Genomic DNA, 19,906 nt, shown 5'->3' with positions numbered 1-19,906 from the left:
CTTCACAGGAAGTATCACCCGATACTTCCTGTTTAAAAATTATATTGCTATCGCAGGCGCTAATTTATCTTTCAACCAATATCAGGGAATACTCTATGTTTCGTAGAATAAAGATTCGAACTGCACTCAGTATCATGATTGTGTCACTGGCTGCGTTATTACTGTTTGTCGGCACCCTGGGACTGGTGGCCGTACAGTCGGAGAATAAATCCTTTGCGCATGTGGATACGGAAGTCTTGCCAGGGCTGGTGGCACTGAATGACAGCTCAGAACTGTTATTACGCGCCCGCCTCGATCTGCGTTTATACGAATCTTTAATGAGCAGCGGCGACACGGATAAAGCCAAAGTCGCGCTGAATCGCGCACGCGGGAAAATCGATGGCGCCGGTGCCAAATGGCAGGACTACCTGAAATATCCGCAGTTGGCGGCTGAGCGCCCGATTGCGGCGAAAATGGCCACCACCCGCGATGCCTTGATGAAAGAGTTTATCGACCCCGCCTTTGCCGCACTGGAAGCCGGAAAACTGGATGAATATCGCCAGCGTGCCGGGAAATCGACCGCCCTGTACGGCGCATTTGATGGTGCTTCCAAAGCGTTGGTTGCCTTTAAACTGAAAAGTATCGATCTGGCCTACGATGACTCGAGCGTGCGGGTACAACGTATGCAGTACGCCCTCTATTTCTCCATCGCCTCTGCGCTGTTGCTGGCCGGGTTAGCCTGGGCGGTGATGACTCACCTTATCGTCAAACCACTGGATAACGCCATTGCGGTATTTGACCGTATCGCCGAGGGCGATCTGCGCGCACAGATTGATACCACCGGCAAAAATGAAATCGCACGCCTGTTTACCTCATTAAAACGCATGCGTGATGGCCTGGAGAACATGGTGCTGTTGGTGCGTAACGGCACCGACACCATCGGCACCGGGGTGGAGGAGATCGCGTCAGGCAATATCGACCTCTCCAGCCGCACTGAGCAGCAGGCGGCGTCACTGGATGAGACCGCCTCCAGCATGGAGCAGATCATGGCGACGGTTAAAAATAACGAAGACAACACGCGCAAAGCCAACGCGCTGTCGCAGAAAGCGTCTGACTCTGCTTCGCGCGGTGCCAACGTGGTGTCGGATGTGGTGACCACCATGAGTTCCATTGAGAGAAGTTCGGCCAAGATTGGTGACATCGTTGGCGTGATTGATGGTATCGCCTTCCAGACCAACCTGCTGGCGCTTAATGCCGCAGTGGAAGCTGCGCGCGCCGGAGAAGCAGGACGCGGATTTGCCGTGGTGGCCTCTGAAGTACGGGTGCTGGCCCAGCGCAGCGCCACCGCCGCCAAAGAGATTGGTGCGATGACCAATGACTCGATCAGTAACATCGAGCAGGGCTCAGGCATGGTGAAGCAGGCGGGCTCAACCATGAATGAGGTCATGGCTGATGTGAAGAAAGTGGTGGAGATTATGGATGAAGTGATGCTGGCGTCAGGGGAACAGACGCGTGGTATCTCGCAGATTAATATTGCGATTCAGCAGATGGATGGCGTGACCCAACAGAACGCCTCACTGGTTTCAGAAGTGGCCACCGCCGCGAGTTCCCTGCAACAACAGGTGGTCAATCTGCAGCACTCCGTCGCACGTTTCCAGGTGGAAAATGACCAGACTGAGTCTGACAACGAGGGCTATCACGTACCGATGATGCAACTGAATTAAATCAGGCGGGGCAGAAGCTTAGGCTTCTGCCCGATCTGCATCAGAATTCAAATGAAGAAGAGAGCACGAAGGTACGAGGCATGCCGACCGCTAACTGGCCACTGCCTGCGGCACTCCAGTAACGTTTATCGGTGACGTTGTTCACCGTGAACCTGAAGGTCGCATCGGTATTGGCGATACGGGTTTTATAACTGGTTCCGAGGTTGTAAACCGTATAGCTGCCCACATACGCCTGGTTTTGGCTGTTCACCGGACGCTTCCCGACATAAGAGGCTCCAGCGTTAACCGCAACGCCCGGCAGCATATCGAGCTTGTGGTTGATAAAGAGATTGCCCGCTTTTTCAGGCGTGTTCTCTGGTGCCTTGCCCACCAGCGTAGCCGTGGTCGAGCGGGTCACTTCGGCGTCCAGCAGCATTAACGAGGTGATAATCGAGGTGTTCGGCGTCAGATCGCCCTGCAGTGAAAACTCCCCACCGCGATAACGCGCCTCGCCGTTAACGGCGTAGATATCGTCATCTCCGGTGCTGGCAGAGGGCTGAGTCAGTTCAAAATAGGCAGCCGAAGCGTAGAGATTATTGGTTAACCGGGTACGCACACCGATCTCTTTCTGTTTACTCACCACGGCTTTAAGCGATTCACCGGCATTGGCGGCGGTAGAGGGCGCAGTACCGGCAGATTCCAACCCTTCTACATAGCTGGCATAAAGACTGATATCCGGCGTGACCTTGTACACCACACTCACAGCGGGCGTCAGCGCTTTGACTTTCTCACTGTCCGCATTGAGTTGTTTACTGGTATAACGCCCCCAGCGCAGAGCACCGGTCAGCTGCCAGTTTTCATTTAGAGTCACCCAGTCCTGCAGGAACAAACCGCCATCCCGCACCGTTTGCTCATTGAAGCTACGATCGCGCAGGGTGTTTTTCGAACCGTTTGGCGAACGCACCAGCGAGGAGACCGTGACCGGGTCGTACATATTCTGCGAGGCAGAGTACATGGTGGTGTAAAAACTTGGCTGGTACAGGCGGTTTTGACTGCCCCCCATCAGCAACTGGTGTTCGATTGAACCGGTAGTGAAGTTGCCCTTCACCTCTGCCCGCACGTTCTGGTTCAGGTAATCCTGGCCAGGTTGGTCGGCACCGTAAACCGTTCCGGCGCCCGTTGCCGCATTGTAGCTATCAAACACCCACAACCAGCGATCTCGTTTGGTGCGCGACTGCCCCAGCGTCACCTTACTCGACCAGTCATAGTTAAACGCGTATTCAGCCTGCAGCAGATGCGTTTCTGCCTCAGATTTGGTGGCTTTACCGTTCATAGAGAGCAATTTTTTGGGATCGGGAATACTCGGCATGGTGACAATCCCTTTGACCGCCGTCGGTGTCGCAATAGCCGCCTGCTCAGTAATACGTGCTTTAACCTTTTCATAATCATATTTCAGCAGCAGTTTGTCATTGACCCGCCAGTCGAGCGCCGCGCTGAAGAAACGTTTGTTGCCGTGGTCGCCCTCAATCGGCAGATGAATATTGTTCGACATGGCGTTAATGCGCACTCCGAAATTCTTTTCATCGCCAAACCGGTCGGCAAGATCCACATGTGCCAGCGATGAACCGCTATCGTCGGTAGAAAACGTCACCGCCCGCACCGGGGTATTTCCGGCGCGTTTCGTCACCATATTCACCACCCCACCGGGTGACACGAAGCCATAATAGAGTGCGGAAGCCCCTTTCAGAACTTCAAAGCGCTCTTTGTTTTCCATTGGAATGGGCAGGTTATTATCGAATGGCAATACGCCGTTAAACATATAACTGGCGCGGTTATCGAGGTTAATACCGCGAATCGAAAGCTGATCATAGGCCACGCCGCTCTGCTGCTGGCGAACCACACCGGCGACGTTGCGCAGCGCATCGTAGAGCCCCTGCCCCTGCTGCTCTTTAATAATTTCACTCGGCACAACGCTGACGGAGTTCGGCACATCCAGCATATCGCGCCCCTGAAATATCCCTACATCTGCATAGGTCGGGGCATAACCGCTTGGCGCAGGCTTTCCCGCCACGTCCGCAGTGACTTCAAGGGTATCGTGCTTATTCACGCCCGATGACGATGAGGTTTTCGCGCTAATACCCGTTGAGGGCGTGTCCGTCTTATTTTCAGCCTGCCCGCTGGCGGTAAAGATCACAAAAGGTAAACCCGTCAGCGCCACGGCGAGGCGTTTCTTATTGGTGTGGTAATAATTCATTTATTCCCCAGAGAGCGTGATGCCAATGCAAATTGTTTTAATAAAGAAATTCACCGATTTTCAAAATCGGCCTGGTTATCTTCCTGACGTGGTGAAGCGGCGCAGTCGAGCCTGCTGTAGAGGCTGATGCACAGAAGGTAAACAGGAATGATTATCATTCCACCATGAAGCGCTGTAGTAGTAAACATCACGGCTGAAATGCAGCGGTTGATATTCCCCGAGGGGCGGTTTTCACCGATTTTTTGATTTTTTATCCTGTTGATAATTAATGATTTAATCATCACTTATTAACATTATGGTCATCCACGATCGGGCCAAAACAGCTTGCTGTAGTGCCTCGTGAAATTGACTACTACAGCGTTCTACTACATGATGATTTTCAACAACAATATGCGAATAGCAATCATTACGCATAGCGCTGGATGCGCTCCTCTTCGGCCGCCGTGACCCTATGTTGACGACAGTTGGGAGGCTCTTTTTTCATGCCAGGAGATACCTTAACCAAATGAATTCAGACATTTATACGCCCTGTCTGGCTCTACCTGACCCCGCCGAAGTAAAACTAGGGTGCTGTGCGAAAAGCGGTGCGCTTGCAGAGCAACTGATCAAGGCATTTCGCCCTGAAGCTGATGGCGTGACTTATCGTGCAGCCACGCTGGGAGAGCGCTCGGTGTTTGCCTTCCTGATGACCGGGCAAGCCGCTATGGCTTTGATTGAACGCGAGATGACACCCTTCGAAAGCGTGCCCTATCGCAAGCTGCTTAACAGCCCGCCGTTCGCCGTTAAGGTGGCCGTTGGGGGGTCGGCTTCCGTCTATGTTCACCGCTCCAACCCGCTGCCTGCCATTAGCATGCAGCAACTCAGCCAGATTTTTACCCGAGGCAATCTGCAGGGAGATTATTCATGCTGGTCACAGGTCGATCCGCTGTCACCGCTTGCCTCAGCCAGCATTCAACCTCTGCGCTTGCCGGAGATCGCGCCGTTAAGCGTCTATCTCCACCAGCACCATTTTGCGCAGCATCAAACGGGTTGGAACGGCGAATACGTGAGCCACACCGATGCACTAATGGATGCGTTGGGCAACATGCCTGCCGGTATCGGGATTGCCGAGACGGGACGTGAGAATCAACAAGTTCGCGAACTGCCGGTTTCAGATGGGGCAACCGGGCGCTCTCCGTTAACCCGCTATCTGCATCTCTACCTGCCCAAAGATAAGAACGGTCACTTAGCGCCGCGCTTTGTTGAGTTCGTCAAGTTTGTGCTCTCTCCATCAGGGCAACAGATCATCGCGACCCACCCCCATTACGGCCCACTCTCTGCAGAGATGGCCACCGCTCAAGCTAACCTGATGGTGAACGGCTGATGAATACACCAATAACTACACTGCCAATTATTGGTAACGATGGGATGGATTCGCTGGTCATGCCATGGTGTGAACATTTTCAGCGTGTTCATCAACATCTGCGTTTTGCCTGCACGCTGGAGGGATCATCCACCGCTATTATGGCACTGGCGGCCAACGCCAGTTGGGTCGCGCCCATTTCACGCTCCCCCTGGAAATATGAGTTGGATGCCTTTATCGATGTCAAAGGGTATGCCCCCAGCTGCATCCATGTTGGCTACACCGGACATGGGCCGCGCCCGGATGCCAAAAGCCCGCCAGCGATCTACGTTAACCAAAGCAACCCTTTGCCCGGACTCTCGATGCATCAGGTCCAGGCGATTTTTGCGCGCGGCAACCCGCAGGGTGAGATCAGCATGTGGTCACAGCTGGGCTTGGGTGATGAGTATCAACATCGCCGTATCCATCTTTACGGCCTGCGTGACGATGGTAAATACGCTACCGCGTTTCGCCATCTGCATCTGAATAACCACCCTTACCCACCACACTATGAGCCACTGCCAGACCGTCAGGCGGTGCTGGCAGCCGTCGCCAATGATCCTTTTGGCATCGGCAATGTGGGTTGGTTTAACGCTTCGGCTTATGAAAAAGAGGCGAGAATCGTTGCGCTGGCTGCCGAGGGGCATTCAGACTACGTGCTGCCCGAACTGACTCGCGTGGCACAGGGGCACTATCCGTTATCTAGCTATATCTCGCTCTATTTTGACTTGCCGCCTGCCCACAAGCTCGACCCAACACTGAAAGCCTGGCTGGCCTTCACGCTCTCGCCAGAGGGGCAAGCCATCATCGGTGCGCAGACTCACAGCGCCGAAGGTTATGTGCCGCTGGAAGCCACTCAGCTGCAATCGCAACGCGCGCGCCTCGCGCAGTGGTAGCCGCATCATCATCAGGAACAGACAGACCGTGAAAAATGCCCGCCCAGCGGCTAAACGCAAACACCAGGATATTTTTACTGAACGCTTTGACGCCCGGCGGGCGTACCTGACACCGCAACAGCTTGCAGTGGCGCAATACATCTGTTACCACCGCGCTGCCATGCTGGATAAAACCGCGATGGAGATCGCGCAGCTCACTAACACCTCCGATGCCACCGTGATCCGTACGCTTCAGGCGCTGGGCTTCAGCGGCCTGCGCGACCTCAAAAGTGTGTTGAGTCTGACCTTTGGCAAGACATTGAGCACCTCAGCTCGTATTGCCTCGACCGTGCAAGAGTTGGCCCCTGATATCAATGCCAGCATTGGTTTTGTCGTAGATAGCTACCGCATGACCTGCGATATGTTGTGCGATGCAGAAAACCAGGCGGCAATTGCTCACGCCACCGGTATGTTGCGCAGCGCCGATCGCATTGCGATTTTTGGCATTGGGGCGTCGGCTCTGCTGGCCGATTACGTCAGCCGCCTGTTCAATCGTTATGGTAAGCCAGCCTATGTCCTGAACCTCACCGGTTCAGCACTCAGTGAACAGCTGATTCATCTGCGGCCAGGGGATGTGCTGATCATGATGGCGCAACATAGCCCGCACCGGGAAGGCACCACCGTGCTGGAAGAGGCGCGACGGTTTGGCATCTCGGTGATTCTGATCACCGGTTCACGCCACTCGCTGTTTTCACATCATGCGGACTGCACCATTTTTGTTCCACGCAGCGCCGCGGAGGAGAGGATCCCGGTCCACGGCACCCCGATGATCTGCCTGGAAGTGCTGGTCCTCGCCTTGGCGGCAGCCGATCCGGCCATCCCGATCAAAACCGTCAATCGCTTACATGAACTGGCCCATGCGATAAATCGGCCAAGAAAGAAACGCCACGAGAACGAGTGATTTTGAAACTCAGGAAACATTCAAACCTACCCGCATTTATTTTGGGTACGGACCCATTCGCCAGCACTGCGTCATTGCTCCAGAGATTTCGCCCTGTTTAACCAAACGCACCGAAGTACAGCAGCAGGCTGGAGTCGCACAGGGGCAGGCATTCCGCAGCGCTGAACGAAGTGAGTATGCCAGGAGAGCCCGCAGGACGCGGGCGAAAGGTGGCGCTGGAACAGGGAGGTTCCATCGCCACCTTTCCGTCAGGCAGACGAATGCAGTGAAGGTACCGCGCGAGCGGCGTGAGGACCGCCGACCCCTGTGCGACTCCAGCTTGCGTCATCACCTGTAGCTTAACGTCATCCCCGAAGCTTAAGACTGCATAATATCCCTAAACTCTGTCACCGAAGCGCTGACAGACAAGCGTTCCACCCGCCGCTCATCATCCAGCAACGATGCCAGTCCAGAGAGTATCTCCAGATGCGCATTATCTTTAGCGGCCACCACCACCACTAAAAAAGCGATATGCCCGTTATCCCACTTCACACCATTCGGGAACTGCAAAATATGGAAACCGTTGCGCGCCACCAGCGCACTGTCGCGTCGATTAATGTGGGGCATCGCCACGCCCGCACCAATCCAGGTTGAAAACTCTTTCTCGCGCCGAATTAAGGCATCGAGGAAATCCGCGTCAACACAGCGTTTTTTAGCCAGTTCATAATCGGCCAGCGTCAGGGCTTCATCCCGATTTTTAGCCGTGCAGTTCAGCGTGATATCTGATTCGGTAATGTTCATTGTTTACTCTCTCCTTTGGGGTCAGCCACGCTCACCTGGACGCTTACTGTCTGAACTTGCGCTCGATCTCTTCAAGCGAGAGCCCGCGCGTCTCAGGTAAGAATTTAAACAGCAATACCAGCATGATGACGTTGCACATGGCGAAGATGCCAAAGGTCGCGCCGCCACCCCAGGCATTCAGCATAATCGGGAAGAGAGACTGAATAACAAAATCAAAGCCAAACAGACCAAACACCGCGATCCCCATCCCCAAACCACGAATACGCAGCGGGTAGATTTCAGACAGCATCAGCCAGAACACCGGGGCGATCCAACCCTGCATGAAGACCAGGAACAGCGACATCAGGCCCAGAATAATGTAACTCGCCCCGTCAAAATTACCCTGCAGGACACTGACGCCGTTGTGATCTTCGGTGTGGAAACAGAGCTTAAAGGCCAGACCAATCATCACCAGCACCACCGTCACGCCGATCTGCCCGCTCAGGAACATTTTTCGTCGTGGCAACTTACCGATAATCGCCATGCCCAGAATGGTGGCAATAATCGAAATAAGCCCATTAGCAACGGCGGCGGTGACGGCCGCGGCATCGCCCAGGCCGGTGGATTTAAGCACCGTCGGCGCGTAATACATGATGGTATTCACGCCCGTCACGCGTGTGGCGAGCACGATCATCAGTCCGATAAGAATGAGTTGAATCACCCACTTCTTACTGAGCTCCTGGCGCAGCGAAGGGTGGTGTTTATCCAGCGCAATAATGCTGCGGATCTCCTGAATCTCCTTATCGATCTCCTCGGGTTCACGCACGCCGGCTAAAACATGACGCGCTTCCGCTTCTTTGCCCCGCTGCAGGAAGAAGCGAGGTGATTCGGGCATCATCATCATGCCCAGCCACAGCAGCACGCCGGGAATCGCCGGGATGGCTAACATAATGCGCCAGTTGTGGCTCAATTCAGGATAGGCATTCACGATCCCTGCATTGACGGAATAGGCGAGGAACTGGCCGGTCACTATCATCAGTTCATTCACCGTCACCAGCCGTTCACGCTGATTCGCCGGAGCCAGTTCGGCGATATACACCGGTACGGTGACCGAAGCACATCCCACCGCCAGACCCAGAATAAACCTCGCCGCCAGCATGGAGGTCACATCCCAGGCCACAGCCGTGGCTAATGCACCAAAAATAAAGATCACCGCCACCCATAACAGGTTTTTCCGCCGCCCCTGGCGATCCGACAGCATCCCGCCGAACAGCGAGCCAAATGCCGCGCCGAATAGCAGAGACGAAGTGATAATCCCCTCGGCTGTGGGGCTGAGACCTAAATCCCGCGTCATAAACAGTAATGCCCCGGAAATGACGCCAGTGTCATAGCCAAAGCACAGGCCTCCGATAGTTGAGACCAGTGTAATACGCTTAATATTCGGGCTGGCCGCAATACTCTGCACGGCAGTTGCCTGTCGAGTCAGTTTTTCTTCCATCGTGATTATCTCATCCTGGTGGTCAAATTTATCAGGCAGCTATTAAAAGCACTCAACTGCCTGCACAGGGTTATCAAATACGGCAAATGTCACGGTTGGACGATGCATGATTTGTTTTATTATTAACCACTAATGAAATTTATATTCCAATGACAAAAGTTGTCATTGCGGACCCTCGCGGTAATTGCTGTGAAGTCATTCACAAATAATTCGCATACTGATAACACGTCATTTCCTGTTAAATATCCATATTTAATTGAAAGTCGTGAAAAAAATCATTTTCAGCGCCATCAGTATGGGCAAAAAAATATGGCCGCCGTTTGAAAGACACTGTCAGTAAACACCCTAAAACCCCCCAACATGTCGTGGGTATTTGCTTTAAATTATGCAAAATAAAAATTAAAACCATTTAAAAACATATAGATAATCAAGAGCAACTTTTAGCAGTCACAAAAGTGTTAGCTGTACGACAAAATAAAAATTTCACCACATTAATTATTGAAACGTTATTGCTAACTCTATATTTTCATTCTCAAGCGTGAGGAGATTAAAACGGAATTTATGCGGTTTATTTCCCCCCACTATTAAAAGTTGCTGTGAAAAGCGTTGCTATTCGCACTCATTCAAACTCGTTGAGGTTTAAAATGCTAAAAGTTGCGTTGTTAGGTGCTGGTCGTATTGCTCAGGTGCATGCGCGTCATATTCATGATCACCCGGACACGACCCTTTATTCCGTTTCTGATATCTATTCAGATGCAGCGAACACGCTGGCAGAAAAATACTCAGCGCGCGTGTTGAGTGCCGATGAGGCGATCGCCGATCCCGAAGTGGATGTGGTATTGGTGGCCACCTCTACGGATACGCATGCCAATTTCTCACTGCAGGCTGCCCGTGCGGGTAAAGCCATTTTTTGTGAGAAACCCATCGATTTGAATATCGAGCGCGTGAAATCTTGTGTCGCAGAAATCAAGAAGCTGGGCGTGCCCTTTATGATTGGCTTCAACCGTCGCTTTGACCCTAATCATGCCCATCTGAACCGCGCGCTGCGTGCCGGTGAGATCGGAGAACTGGAACATCTGCAAATCTCCTCGCGTGATCCTTCTCCTTTACCGGATGACTACCTGCTGGTGTCTGGCGGCATGTTCCGTGACATGACTATCCACGACTTTGATATGGCGCGCTTCCAACTGGGAGAGGAGCCGGTTTCGGTCTCCGTCACCGCGGCGGCGCTGGTAAGCCCAACGGTTAAAGAAGCCGGTGACGTAGATACCGCCGTGATCACGCTGCAAACCGCCTCAGGAAAAATCGCGGTGATCAATAACAGTCGTCGTTCAGGCTACGGCTATGACCAGCGCATTGAGGCGCACGGTCAGAAAGGTTGCCTCTCGGTGCACAATGTCCCGACCACCACGCTGGTTAAAATTACCGAAGAGTTTGGTGCACAGGCACAAAAGCCGCTGCACTTCTTCCTTGAGCGCTATCAGGAAGCCTTCAGTGAGCAGTGGAAAGCCTTTGTGGCGGCGCTGAAAGATAACCGCCCCGTACCGACCAGTGCCGATGATGGTTTAAAAGCGCTGCTGCTGGCGGAAGCCGCCGTCGAGTCGTTTAAAACCCGCAAAGTCGTCTCAATTAGCCTGTAAGGAGTGCATGATGAAAATTGGATTAGTCTCTGACAGTCTTGCTCACCTCTCAGTTGATGAGGTGCTAAAAACCGCATCAGATTTAGAACTGAACTGTATTGAATTCGCTACCGGGAACTGGTCTACCGCACCGCACCTTGATCTCGATAAATTGTTGTCAAACCCCAGCGCACGCGCTGAGTTTAAAAGCAAACTGCGCGATCATGGCCTGACGTTGTCAGCGCTGAATGCCAACGGCAACCCCCTGCATCCGGGCCCGACGGGCAAAGTACACTCCGACTGCCTTTATAAGACGCTGGAGCTGGCCAACCTGCTTGAAGTGGAGAACGTGATCACCATGTCCGGCCTGCCTGGCGCGCCGGGTGATAGCTTCCCTAACTGGATTGTGACCTCCTGGCCACCGGAAACGCAGGTGATTCTCAAACATCAGTGGGAAGTCGCGCAGGGTTACTGGACCCAGACCGCACAGGCGGCACGTGATAATGGCGTACGTATCTGCATCGAGTTACACGGTCAACAGCTGGCCTATAACTTGCCAACGTTTCTGCAGTTACGGGAGATCACCGGTGATGTGGTGGGCCTGAACTTTGACCCTAGCCACATTATGTGGATGGGTGGCGATCCGTTGGCCTTTATCCGCCAGGCGGGCAGCATGATTTACCATGTGCATGCCAAAGATACCTTTATCGACACGGTGAACCGCACCACCGCCACGGCGCTGGATAATCGCCCCATGACGCAGAGCCGTGAACGCAGCTGGTCCTATGTCACTTTAGGCTATGGTCAGACCGAACCTTGGTGGAATGCCTTCTGCTACACGCTGGCCCATTTCGCCAGCCCAGACCTGACGCTGAGTATTGAGCACGAAGACATGAACCTGTCGCGTATGGAGGGGGTGATTAAGTCGGTTAACCTGCTTAAACGCACGGCGACCTTTGAAAAGTCAGATTACGTCCTGCCTGCCATTTGATGTTCTCACCCTGGCCGCTCAGGCCAAGGTTGCTTTATCGCTGTATCAAGCCGTTGCCCGAATCCCTTCCATCCAGCGATTTTTGTATTGCGTGGGGGGGATGCCCACCACCATTTTGAATACACGATGGAAATTATTGACGCTCTCATACCCCACCACGCCGGCAATGGTGGTAACATCCATATCGGTGTTGAGCAGTAACGACTGCGCTTCGCCCACCCGACGACGGATGATGTATTGCTTTGGTGAGTAGCCAGAGAAACGTTTGAACACATGGATCAGATAGAACCGGGTGATCCCCAGCTCCTGCGTCATCGAGTCCAGTTTGATCGGCTCTTTGTAGTGCTCATCAATAAACTCTTTAATCGACAGCCCCAATGAGGATTCGGTTTTCGTCAATTCATCGTGGCGTGCTAGCGCGATGTTGCGGCACAGGATAACAATGACGTTGAGCAGATGATGGGTCACGACACCGTGATGAGCCGCTTTACTGAAGATTTGTGAACACAGGGCATCAAACAGCCCCTGCAAGGTGGCTTGATGTTCGCCACTCGCCATCACCGCGCTTTTATCACGACCGATCAGATGATTTTCATGTAAGCCGTCAAGATGCAGGTCGCTGATACCACAGCTGTAGATTAACGAATCTGCGCTCATGTGTGGGCGCTCATCATGTACAACACCCTGGTTAAACACCAGAATGTCGCCCTCCTGAGCCAGATACTGACGCCCTCCAATCGAATATTGGCCCGTACCGCGCGCAATAAACATCATTTCAAGGCGATCATCGTGCTTATGCATAACGCGCGGAATGGCCGACTCCTCCCCTTCGGTGCGGCAGACAAACAGCAGTTTGGGACAGGCGTTTTTTACGTAATCGGGATAGACAACCACATCGTCATGGCAGTGATGGAGCATAACAACCTCAGGGGGATTTATTTAACCACAATGTAAAGCAAAAGCCCGCCAGAGGGCGGGCTGCAGATCTTATTTCTTCTGTTCAGCACTGACAAAATCTTTCACGTTATCAGGTGTGATGGTCTTATAAGGCACCCAGGTGTAGGCATCGATTTTTTGCTTGTCGAGCAAGGCGCGCGCCACGTTCACCGAGCCGGTGGCCTGACCCCGCGCATCCTGGAAGATGGTCAGCGCCATGCCGCCATTTTGCACAAACTTCACCCCGTCTGGCGTGCCGTCAATGCCCGCCACCAGCACTTTCTTGTTGTTCGCCTGATTCAAAGCCATGACTGCACCGATAGCCATCTCATCGTTATTCGCCGCAATCGCGTCAATCGGTGTGCCGTTCAGCAGCCAGCTGGACACCACGTCCACCGCTTCATTGCGCTGCCATTTTGCCGATTGCTTTTCGACCACCTTCATCCCTTTATATTTCGCAATCACCTCTTCAGTTGCACGGGTACGTTCGCGTGCCTCTTCATTGGAGAGTGCCCCCATCAAAATGGCGACGTTGCCTTTGTAGTTCATTCTTTTAGCCAGCGCTTCCATCTCCATTTTGCCACCCAGCGCGGAGTCCGAACCGACATAAGCCACATTCTCTGGCAGTTTGACTTCAGGCTTACGGTTAACAAAAATAAGCGGAATATCGGCTTTTTTCGCCGCCGCCATCATCGGCAATACGCCTTGGGTATCCACCGGATTGAGAATAATGGCGTCGACGCCCTGGTTGATAAAGTCATCCACCTGCTGGACCTGAAGGGCGACATCGCCTTTGGCATCCACAAACTGACCGTCTAATTGCTCATTTTTGAGTTCGGTTTCCATCTGGCCTTTAAGAATGGAGATGAAATTCAGATCAAAATTTGCCAGTGCCACACCGACTTTCATCTCTTTGGCTTGCGCCGAAAATATCGCTGCTGCTGTTAATCCTGCAATGATTATTTTGCTGGTTTTCATATTGTCACCTGTAGGTTGAGGCATCTGTTTTTTTATAAAAAAACAACATGTCGAGGGTGAGATTCCACTCATTTCCATCACATGCAGCACCTTTATTTTTGCAAATAACCTAAAAGTAACAAGGCTCTAACTTGCTCAGCAGAAGAATCTAACGCATTGAAAAACAGGGAATGATAAATATGAGCACAGGGGCGACTATCAAAAGTTGCCATTGGGTGACTGCCGTCACAGTTGAAAATATGAACAGATAGATTTGACTATGACATTCTATTTTTAAGCAGTGAATGGAGATACGTTTTCATTCAATACGGTTCAGGATTTTCACTCACCCTCGCTACATTGAGACATCCGCTGTAACGCCGTTTGAGTATCCACATCCAACAAGCAACCGGGATCGTTCAGCCGGACCAGGGTGACCGCTTGTGAACCTAACAGCGCACGCGCGCCTTCATCCCCCGTCAGCGCCACCAGCGCTGGATAAAACCCGTTGTGAAACCCCACCGGATGCCCCGGTGTTCCAGCAACCTCGCTGCGCACCAGGGGTGAGGTCAGCATCGCCTGCCCCACCGCCTGATAGCTGGCGGTCTTCAGCAAAGGCATATCACCCAGCGCAATTAACCATCCATCGTAGTGCGCGGCGGCGGTGACGCCCGCCGCAATCGAATCACCCAGCCCCTCACTGGCACAGGGCACCAGCGAGGCCTGTTGCACTAAAGCATGAATATCCCTGTCATCGGGGCGGGCAACGACAAAAACGTCCATGCCAGTCGCCACCGCCTGCTCCAGGGTGTGCTGCAATACCGGCTTGTTATCCAGCATCGCCAGCAGCTTATGCCCTGGTTGAAATCGACGGCTCAAGCCTGCCGCCGCAATGATAATGGCCACCTTCATGTCAATGCGCTCGCGGTGTCGGCAGCGGTGACGTCGGATTGGTGCAGGCCATTTTTATGGCGCACAATATCCGCCATGATTGCCAGTGCAATCTCTGCGGGCGTCTTACTGCCGATAGCCATCCCGACTGGGGCATGAATTCTGCTGAGCTGATGTGGCGCAAGTTCACCGATGCGCGCCAGCCGCTCTTTGCGCCGTAGACTGTTCTTCACCGAGCCCATTGCGCCAATGTAAAACGCCGGCAGATTGACCGCTTCCATCATCGTGAGATCGTCGATACGCGGATCGTGCGTCAGGGACAAGATCGCCGTTGCGGCATGACACCCTTGCCGTTCAAGGTACATCGCTGGAAATTGCTCGATCAGCTGAACACCGCTCTCCAGACCTCCTGCCAGATTGCGCAGTACCTCTTCGCGATGTTCACACACAATGGTTTCAAACCCGAGCGCCAGCGCAAAGTTGGCGCAAAACTGTGCCACGCTGGACAACCCGGCAATCACCACTCTGGGCGGCGCAGAGAGCGTCAGAGACACTTCTGAACCGCTGACCTGTGTGCGGGTATGCCCGCCGTCACGGCCCACTTCCCGCAGCCGACCCGCGTGGGGCAATGTCACTCTCTTTTCCAGTGCAACAGCACTGATCAGCGCGTGATGCATCTGCTGCAAATACGCCAGCGTGGTGCCGCCCGCAGGTAGCTTTTCCACCAGAATATCCAGCACGCCCCCGCACGGCAGTGCGCGGTCGGGTTCATAGCCGCCATCACCGTAACGGACAATTTGACTGGCTTGGGGAAACAGATCGTCGCCAATTCTTGCCACGAAACTCTCCTCCACGCATCCCCCCGACAGTGAACCGCAATAGCGACCGTCCGCGCGGATCACCATCATCGCGCCTGGTGGTCGGGGTGACGAGCCATAGGTGCTGAGGACGGTACATAACCATATGGGCTGTTCCACCGCCCACGCCAAGGCGATGGAGATGACCTGCCTGTCCATACTGTGCATAAAGCCCCCTGCGCTAGCGCATCTGCAGGATAATGACGTTACTGCTGGCAGGATCGGTTTTGCCACGTAACTCGCCTACCGTTTTGGCATCCACCTGAGCGCCCTGATTGCCCCATGAACTGCGGATGAAGTTCAGTACGTCTGCCGCCTGTTGATCACTCAACTGTTTGCGGTAAGGCGGCATGCGATAGGCATCTGGGATGCCCTGTGCCACGATACGGGCAGAGCCATTGAGCAGCACATTGGTCGACGATGTCGCATCCACCTGCATTGAGGTTGCTCCCGCCAGCGGTGGGATCCAGGGCGCCTGACCGCGACCATCGGCACCATGGCAACTGCTGCAGCGCGCCATATAGGTTTGCGATCCGGGTGATGATGCCGACGCGGCCTGGTATTGCCATTCCCCTCCGCTGTTATTGCTCCCTGCGGGCAGCGCTTTGAGATAGTGCGCAATGGCGCGCAGATCTTCATCATTCATAAACTGCGTCGAGTTGTTGAAGGCATCCGCCATTGAGCCAAACACCACCGCATGCTGATTGCGTCCGCTTTTCAGGAACGTCACCACATCCGCTTCACTCCAGCGGCTGATACCGGTATTGGCATCATGACGCAGACTGGGCGCATACCAGCCATCCAGCAGCGCACCGGCCAGATAATCCGGGCTGCTGGCATCCAGCGCTTTCTCGTTGAAAGCCAGCCCGCGCGGGGTATGGCAACTGCCGCAGTGCCCCGGTCCCTCCACCAGATAGGCCCCGCGATTCCAGGCGGCGTCCTGACTCGGCTGAGCCTGGTAGCTGCCACCCCGCGAAAATGCGGCACTCCACCATGCCAGCGGCCAGCGCATATTGAGCGGCCAGGGGATTTCAGAAGGCGTGTTCTGGCGCGATACCGGCTTAACGTCCTGCATCATAAAAGCGTAGAGCGCGGCAATGTCCTCATCCGACAGTTTCTGGTATGAAGGATACGGCATGGCAGGATAGAGATGATGCCCATCGCGCGCCACGCCGTGCCGCACGGCACGGTCAAAATCGGCCAGCGTATAGCTGCCAATGCCGGTGTCTTTATCCGGCGTAATATTGGTGGTGAATATTTTACCGACCGGGGTGGCCATCGCTAACCCACCGCTAAAGGGCGCGGCATCGGGCGTGCTGTGGCAGGCGACACAGTCACTGAGCCGCGCGACGTACTCCCCTTTGCGGATCATATCCGTGGATAGCGCTGACGGTTGATGATCAAAAGCCGAGACCGGCGTGCGCATCAGCCACAGCGTTGCCACAACGACGATGCACAACAACGCCACCAGCACCAGGCCAACTCTTTTCAGTTTCATGGTTTATTCCCTTAGCGATGATGGCTCAGCTGAACTTCAGACGTGAGAGCGGCATTGAGCGAATGCGTTCACCGGTCAAGCGTGAGACCGCATTGGCCACGGCGGGTGGCACGGCAGGCAATGGCGGTTCACCGATCCCCCCCATTTTCGCCCCGCTCTCAACAATACGAACGTGCACCTGCGCCATGCGTGACGGCGGCAGAATGGGATACATATCGTAGTTGCGGGCCACCGGCTGCCCTTTCTCATACACACTCTCTTCCAGCAGCACCTGAGACAAACCCAGGGCGATCGCACCGTTGACCTGGGCTTCGACGATAGCGGGATTCACGATGCTACCGGGGTCAATTGCCTCCCAGATGTGATGCACTTTGACTTCCCCGTTCTCGATAGAGACCTCAGCGATAGCGGCCGCCTCGGTTCCAAAAGGTGAAGCCATTGCGACTCCACGTGCACGGCGGCTGCCATCAGCCGCGGTGTAAGGGCCAGCCTGCCAGCCGCCCGAAAGATCGGCGACCGCCTTTAGTAGCGTGGTTAAGCGCGCATTGCCTGCCAGCAGATGCAGCCGTAAGGCAAAGGGATCGAGTTTGTTTTGATCGGCGATTTCATCGAGGAAGCACTCATAGAGGAAGTCATTCATCGAGTTGCCCACCGAGCGCCAGTAGCCCAGTTTGACCGGTCCCTTTTTATAGATCTGAGCGATGCGCACGTGGGGAATGGCATAGGATTTCCCCGCCAGCCCCTCAACGGCGCTCGGGTCCAGTTTGGCGCCGTGCTTGCCCGCGATGCCCTCCGTTGGCCCTTCGCAAACACTGATCGCCTCCAGTGCCACGGGATAGCCTTCTGCATCCAGCCCTGCACGGAAGCGTACGGCGGCCATCGGGCGATGCGTATCGCGCAGGAACTCCTCTTCACGGCTCCAGATAAGCTTGACCGGTCGCCCAACGGCTTTGGCCAGCGCAATCGCCTGGGGATACACCATCGCCGTATCGTAGACAAAATGGCGGCCAAAGAAGCCGCCTAGCAGCGGCGAGTGGATGGTGATCTGTTCAGGTGCCAGGCCGGTACGCTTTGCAATGTCTGCCTGGAACATTTCGGGGGCCTGATTGGGGATCCACAGCTCCAGCGTGCCATCGCTGTTAAAACGCGCCAGTGCCGAAGGCGGTTCTAACTGAGCATGATTGAGATACTGGCTGTGATAGGTCGCGCTCAGGGTGCTTTTGGCTGCAGCAAAACCTTGAGCAATATCGCCTTTCACTTCCGCCTCTTCGCCCTGCCCCGGCTCTTTGGCTAATTCCGCCGCGAAGGCATCGGTGGAGAAATCGGCGGGCATGTAGTTGGCGTCAGGGGTAGCCGGTTCCTGCCAGGCGACTTGTAGGGTTTCGGCGGCGCGTTTTGCCTGCCACCAGCGTTCGGCCACCACCGCGACAGCGCCGGGCAGCACGTGAACGGAATGCACCCCCTTCATGCCTTGCACTTGATCTTGATTGCGTATCTCGCCGGGGATCAGTCCAAGCCGCGGCGCGTGCTGAACGGCGGCGTGCAGCATGTTATCCACCCGGCAGTCGATGGTATATATCGCCTGTCCGGTGGATTTTTCCTGCATATCCAGACGCTGCACCGGCTTACCGATCCAGCGAAACTGGGCCGGGTCTTTGAGTTTGACGCTCTCGGGTGATGGCACGGGTAAATCACGCGCCCGCGCAGCCAGCTCACCATAGCTGAAGGCGCGTCCTGATGCGGCGTGGACAACGCGTCCCGGCTCAGTATGCAGTTCGTCAATGGATACCGCGAGTTCAGCCGCAGCGGCCTGCAGCAACATCTGCCGCGCCAGCGCACCAAGGCGGCGCATGGTGGTGTAGCTGCTGCGAACGGACTGGCTGCCGCCGGTGATGCGCATGCCGCTGTCCATCACTTTATATTGCGATCCCGCTGGCGCATTCTCGACCACGAAAGTGGCGGGGTCAGCGTCCAGCTCTTCCCCGACAATCTGTGCCATGGCGGTGAAGATGCCCTGCCCGCCTTCGACAAAGGGCGACAGGAACTTAATGGAGCTGTCGGGTCGAATTTCCAGAAACGCCGGAACGCGCGTGCCAGGCGCTAATGCCGCATCGGCCGACTGGGCGCGGACCTGTCCAACAGGTAAGCCCACCCCCAGCACGAAGGCACCCGCCAGGCTGCTGGTGGCGAGTAAAAAGCGGCGGCGTGAGAGATTGGCCGGCTGTTCGCCCAAAGCCTCTAACGTCTGTTGAGGAAGGCTCATACTTTATCCCCCGCCCCGGCGATGTCACGGATTGCAGCATTGATCGCGTTATAAGTGCCACAGCGACAAAGATTCACCATCGCGGCGGCAATATCTTCCTCTGATGGATGCGCATTGTGTTTGAGTAACGCCGTAGCGGCCATCACCTGACCGGACTGACAGTAACCACATTGCGGCACCTGATGCTTCACCCATGCCGCCACCACGCGCTTGCCCAGTTCATCGCTTTCTATCGCCTCGATGGTGGTGATGTTTTTGCCTACGGCTGTCTTCACCGGCGTGACGCAGGAGCGGACGACCTGCCCATCAATCATCACCGAACAGGCGCCGCACTGCGCCAGTCCACAGCCATATTTGGTGCCGGTCATTTCGAGGTCATCGCGGATCACCCATAACAGCGGCGTGTCGGCTTCAGCGTCCGTTTCATAGGTCTTGTTATTGATGTGCAGTTGCATCGTTTGCGCTCCAGCAGGAATTGACTCGC

The 19,906-nt window shown here is 54.7% G+C and carries 17 protein-coding genes; 6 read left to right on the top strand and 11 right to left on the bottom strand.

Annotated elements, in window-relative coordinates; all coding sequences use genetic code 11:
* Positions 1-95: 95 nt before the first annotated feature.
* Positions 96-1,703: a methyl-accepting chemotaxis protein gene (locus ACPUC8_RS10570; protein ID WP_494926210.1), complete on the top strand. Its 1,608-nt coding sequence runs from the start codon at positions 96-98 to the stop codon at positions 1,701-1,703.
* Positions 1,704-1,743: 40 nt separating this feature from the next.
* Here ACPUC8_RS10570 and ACPUC8_RS10565 read toward each other — a convergent pair whose 3' ends face one another.
* Together ACPUC8_RS10565 and ACPUC8_RS10560 are read right to left on the bottom strand one after the other, a co-directional pair.
* Positions 1,744-3,936 carry a TonB-dependent siderophore receptor gene (locus ACPUC8_RS10565; protein ID WP_494926209.1) on the bottom strand — a complete coding sequence of 731 codons (2,193 nt, stop codon included), beginning with the start codon at positions 3,934-3,936 and terminating at the stop codon, positions 1,744-1,746.
* Between the two features lie 50 nt (positions 3,937-3,986).
* Complete coding sequence (locus ACPUC8_RS10560; protein ID WP_494926208.1) at positions 3,987-4,217, bottom strand: hypothetical protein; 231 nt, start codon at positions 4,215-4,217, stop codon at positions 3,987-3,989.
* 224 nt (positions 4,218-4,441) lie between these two features.
* On the opposite strand from ACPUC8_RS10560, the gene ACPUC8_RS10555 reads away from it, so the two are divergent.
* The 3 genes from ACPUC8_RS10555 to ACPUC8_RS10545 are packed head-to-tail and all read left to right on the top strand — an operon-like array spanning position 4,442 to position 7,153.
* The gene (locus ACPUC8_RS10555; RefSeq protein WP_494926207.1) at positions 4,442-5,299 is read left to right on the top strand and encodes a PstS family phosphate ABC transporter substrate-binding protein; all 858 of its coding nucleotides are present in this window, start codon (positions 4,442-4,444) and stop codon (positions 5,297-5,299) included.
* Positions 5,299-6,213 (top strand): PstS family phosphate ABC transporter substrate-binding protein, encoded by a 915-nt coding sequence (locus ACPUC8_RS10550; RefSeq protein WP_494926206.1) that lies wholly within the window; start codon positions 5,299-5,301, stop codon positions 6,211-6,213. The genes ACPUC8_RS10555 and ACPUC8_RS10550 overlap by 1 nt, the downstream gene beginning before the upstream one ends.
* A gap of 28 nt (positions 6,214-6,241) precedes the next feature.
* A complete protein-coding gene (locus ACPUC8_RS10545; RefSeq protein ID WP_494926205.1) occupies positions 6,242-7,153 on the top strand; it encodes a MurR/RpiR family transcriptional regulator in 912 nt (303 codons plus the stop codon).
* 357 nt (positions 7,154-7,510) lie between these two features.
* Here the strand turns inward: ACPUC8_RS10545 and ACPUC8_RS10540 are convergent, their stop codons facing one another.
* Together ACPUC8_RS10540 and ACPUC8_RS10535 are read right to left on the bottom strand one after the other, a co-directional pair.
* Positions 7,511-7,933, bottom strand: a complete 423-nt coding sequence (locus ACPUC8_RS10540) for a PTS mannitol transporter subunit IIA (RefSeq protein WP_494926204.1) — start codon at positions 7,931-7,933, stop codon at positions 7,511-7,513.
* A gap of 43 nt (positions 7,934-7,976) precedes the next feature.
* Positions 7,977-9,410 (bottom strand): sugar porter family MFS transporter, encoded by a 1,434-nt coding sequence (locus tag ACPUC8_RS10535; RefSeq protein ID WP_494926203.1) that lies wholly within the window; start codon positions 9,408-9,410, stop codon positions 7,977-7,979.
* Positions 9,411-10,054: 644 nt separating this feature from the next.
* Between ACPUC8_RS10535 and iolG the strand changes: the two genes are divergently transcribed.
* Both iolG and ACPUC8_RS10525 read left to right on the top strand, forming a co-directional pair.
* A complete protein-coding gene (gene iolG / locus ACPUC8_RS10530; RefSeq protein ID WP_494926202.1) occupies positions 10,055-11,050 on the top strand; it encodes an inositol 2-dehydrogenase in 996 nt (331 codons plus the stop codon).
* A 10-nt stretch (positions 11,051-11,060) separates the two neighbouring features.
* Complete coding sequence (locus ACPUC8_RS10525; protein ID WP_494926201.1) at positions 11,061-12,020, top strand: sugar phosphate isomerase/epimerase family protein; 960 nt, start codon at positions 11,061-11,063, stop codon at positions 12,018-12,020.
* Between the two features lie 45 nt (positions 12,021-12,065).
* Here the strand turns inward: ACPUC8_RS10525 and ACPUC8_RS10520 are convergent, their stop codons facing one another.
* The 7 genes from ACPUC8_RS10520 to ACPUC8_RS10490 form a co-directional block, all read right to left on the bottom strand.
* The gene (locus ACPUC8_RS10520) at positions 12,066-12,938 is read right to left on the bottom strand and encodes an AraC family transcriptional regulator (RefSeq protein ID WP_494926200.1); all 873 of its coding nucleotides are present in this window, start codon (positions 12,936-12,938) and stop codon (positions 12,066-12,068) included.
* Positions 12,939-13,007: 69 nt separating this feature from the next.
* Positions 13,008-13,934: a substrate-binding domain-containing protein gene (locus ACPUC8_RS10515; protein ID WP_494926199.1), complete on the bottom strand. Its 927-nt coding sequence runs from the start codon at positions 13,932-13,934 to the stop codon at positions 13,008-13,010.
* 321 nt (positions 13,935-14,255) lie between these two features.
* Entirely contained in the window at positions 14,256-14,825 is a 570-nt protein-coding gene (locus tag ACPUC8_RS10510; protein ID WP_494926198.1) for a nucleotidyltransferase family protein, read from the bottom strand.
* Entirely contained in the window at positions 14,822-15,829 is a 1,008-nt protein-coding gene (locus ACPUC8_RS10505) for an XdhC family protein (protein WP_494926197.1), read from the bottom strand. The genes ACPUC8_RS10510 and ACPUC8_RS10505 overlap by 4 nt, the downstream gene beginning before the upstream one ends.
* 13 nt (positions 15,830-15,842) lie before the next feature.
* Positions 15,843-17,159: a c-type cytochrome gene (locus ACPUC8_RS10500; RefSeq protein ID WP_494926196.1), complete on the bottom strand. Its 1,317-nt coding sequence runs from the start codon at positions 17,157-17,159 to the stop codon at positions 15,843-15,845.
* Between the two features lie 25 nt (positions 17,160-17,184).
* The gene (locus tag ACPUC8_RS10495; RefSeq protein WP_494926195.1) at positions 17,185-19,422 is read right to left on the bottom strand and encodes a xanthine dehydrogenase family protein molybdopterin-binding subunit; all 2,238 of its coding nucleotides are present in this window, start codon (positions 19,420-19,422) and stop codon (positions 17,185-17,187) included.
* Positions 19,419-19,877 (bottom strand): (2Fe-2S)-binding protein, encoded by a 459-nt coding sequence (locus ACPUC8_RS10490; RefSeq protein WP_494926194.1) that lies wholly within the window; start codon positions 19,875-19,877, stop codon positions 19,419-19,421. The genes ACPUC8_RS10495 and ACPUC8_RS10490 overlap by 4 nt, the downstream gene beginning before the upstream one ends.
* Positions 19,878-19,906 lie beyond the last annotated feature (29 nt).

This window comes from Pantoea sp. CFCC18177 (assembly GCF_059412425.1).
This window is presented reverse-complemented; position numbering and strand designations above follow the sequence as displayed.

Coding starts and splice junctions, on each gene's coding strand:
- ACPUC8_RS10570 (WP_494926210.1), top strand. CDS start 96: ATGTTTCGTAGAATAAAGATTCGAACTGCACTCAGTATCATGATTGTG.
- ACPUC8_RS10565 (WP_494926209.1), bottom strand. CDS start 3,936: ATGAATTATTACCACACCAATAAGAAACGCCTCGCCGTGGCGCTGACG.
- ACPUC8_RS10560 (WP_494926208.1), bottom strand. CDS start 4,217: ATGATTAAATCATTAATTATCAACAGGATAAAAAATCAAAAAATCGGT.
- ACPUC8_RS10555 (WP_494926207.1), top strand. CDS start 4,442: ATGAATTCAGACATTTATACGCCCTGTCTGGCTCTACCTGACCCCGCC.
- ACPUC8_RS10550 (WP_494926206.1), top strand. CDS start 5,299: ATGAATACACCAATAACTACACTGCCAATTATTGGTAACGATGGGATG.
- ACPUC8_RS10540 (WP_494926204.1), bottom strand. CDS start 7,933: ATGAACATTACCGAATCAGATATCACGCTGAACTGCACGGCTAAAAAT.
- ACPUC8_RS10535 (WP_494926203.1), bottom strand. CDS start 9,410: ATGGAAGAAAAACTGACTCGACAGGCAACTGCCGTGCAGAGTATTGCG.
- iolG (WP_494926202.1), top strand. CDS start 10,055: ATGCTAAAAGTTGCGTTGTTAGGTGCTGGTCGTATTGCTCAGGTGCAT.
- ACPUC8_RS10525 (WP_494926201.1), top strand. CDS start 11,061: ATGAAAATTGGATTAGTCTCTGACAGTCTTGCTCACCTCTCAGTTGAT.
- ACPUC8_RS10520 (WP_494926200.1), bottom strand. CDS start 12,938: ATGCTCCATCACTGCCATGACGATGTGGTTGTCTATCCCGATTACGTA.
- ACPUC8_RS10515 (WP_494926199.1), bottom strand. CDS start 13,934: ATGAAAACCAGCAAAATAATCATTGCAGGATTAACAGCAGCAGCGATA.
- ACPUC8_RS10510 (WP_494926198.1), bottom strand. CDS start 14,825: ATGAAGGTGGCCATTATCATTGCGGCGGCAGGCTTGAGCCGTCGATTT.
- ACPUC8_RS10505 (WP_494926197.1), bottom strand. CDS start 15,829: ATGCACAGTATGGACAGGCAGGTCATCTCCATCGCCTTGGCGTGGGCG.
- ACPUC8_RS10500 (WP_494926196.1), bottom strand. CDS start 17,159: ATGAAACTGAAAAGAGTTGGCCTGGTGCTGGTGGCGTTGTTGTGCATC.
- ACPUC8_RS10495 (WP_494926195.1), bottom strand. CDS start 19,422: ATGAGCCTTCCTCAACAGACGTTAGAGGCTTTGGGCGAACAGCCGGCC.
- ACPUC8_RS10490 (WP_494926194.1), bottom strand. CDS start 19,877: ATGCAACTGCACATCAATAACAAGACCTATGAAACGGACGCTGAAGCC.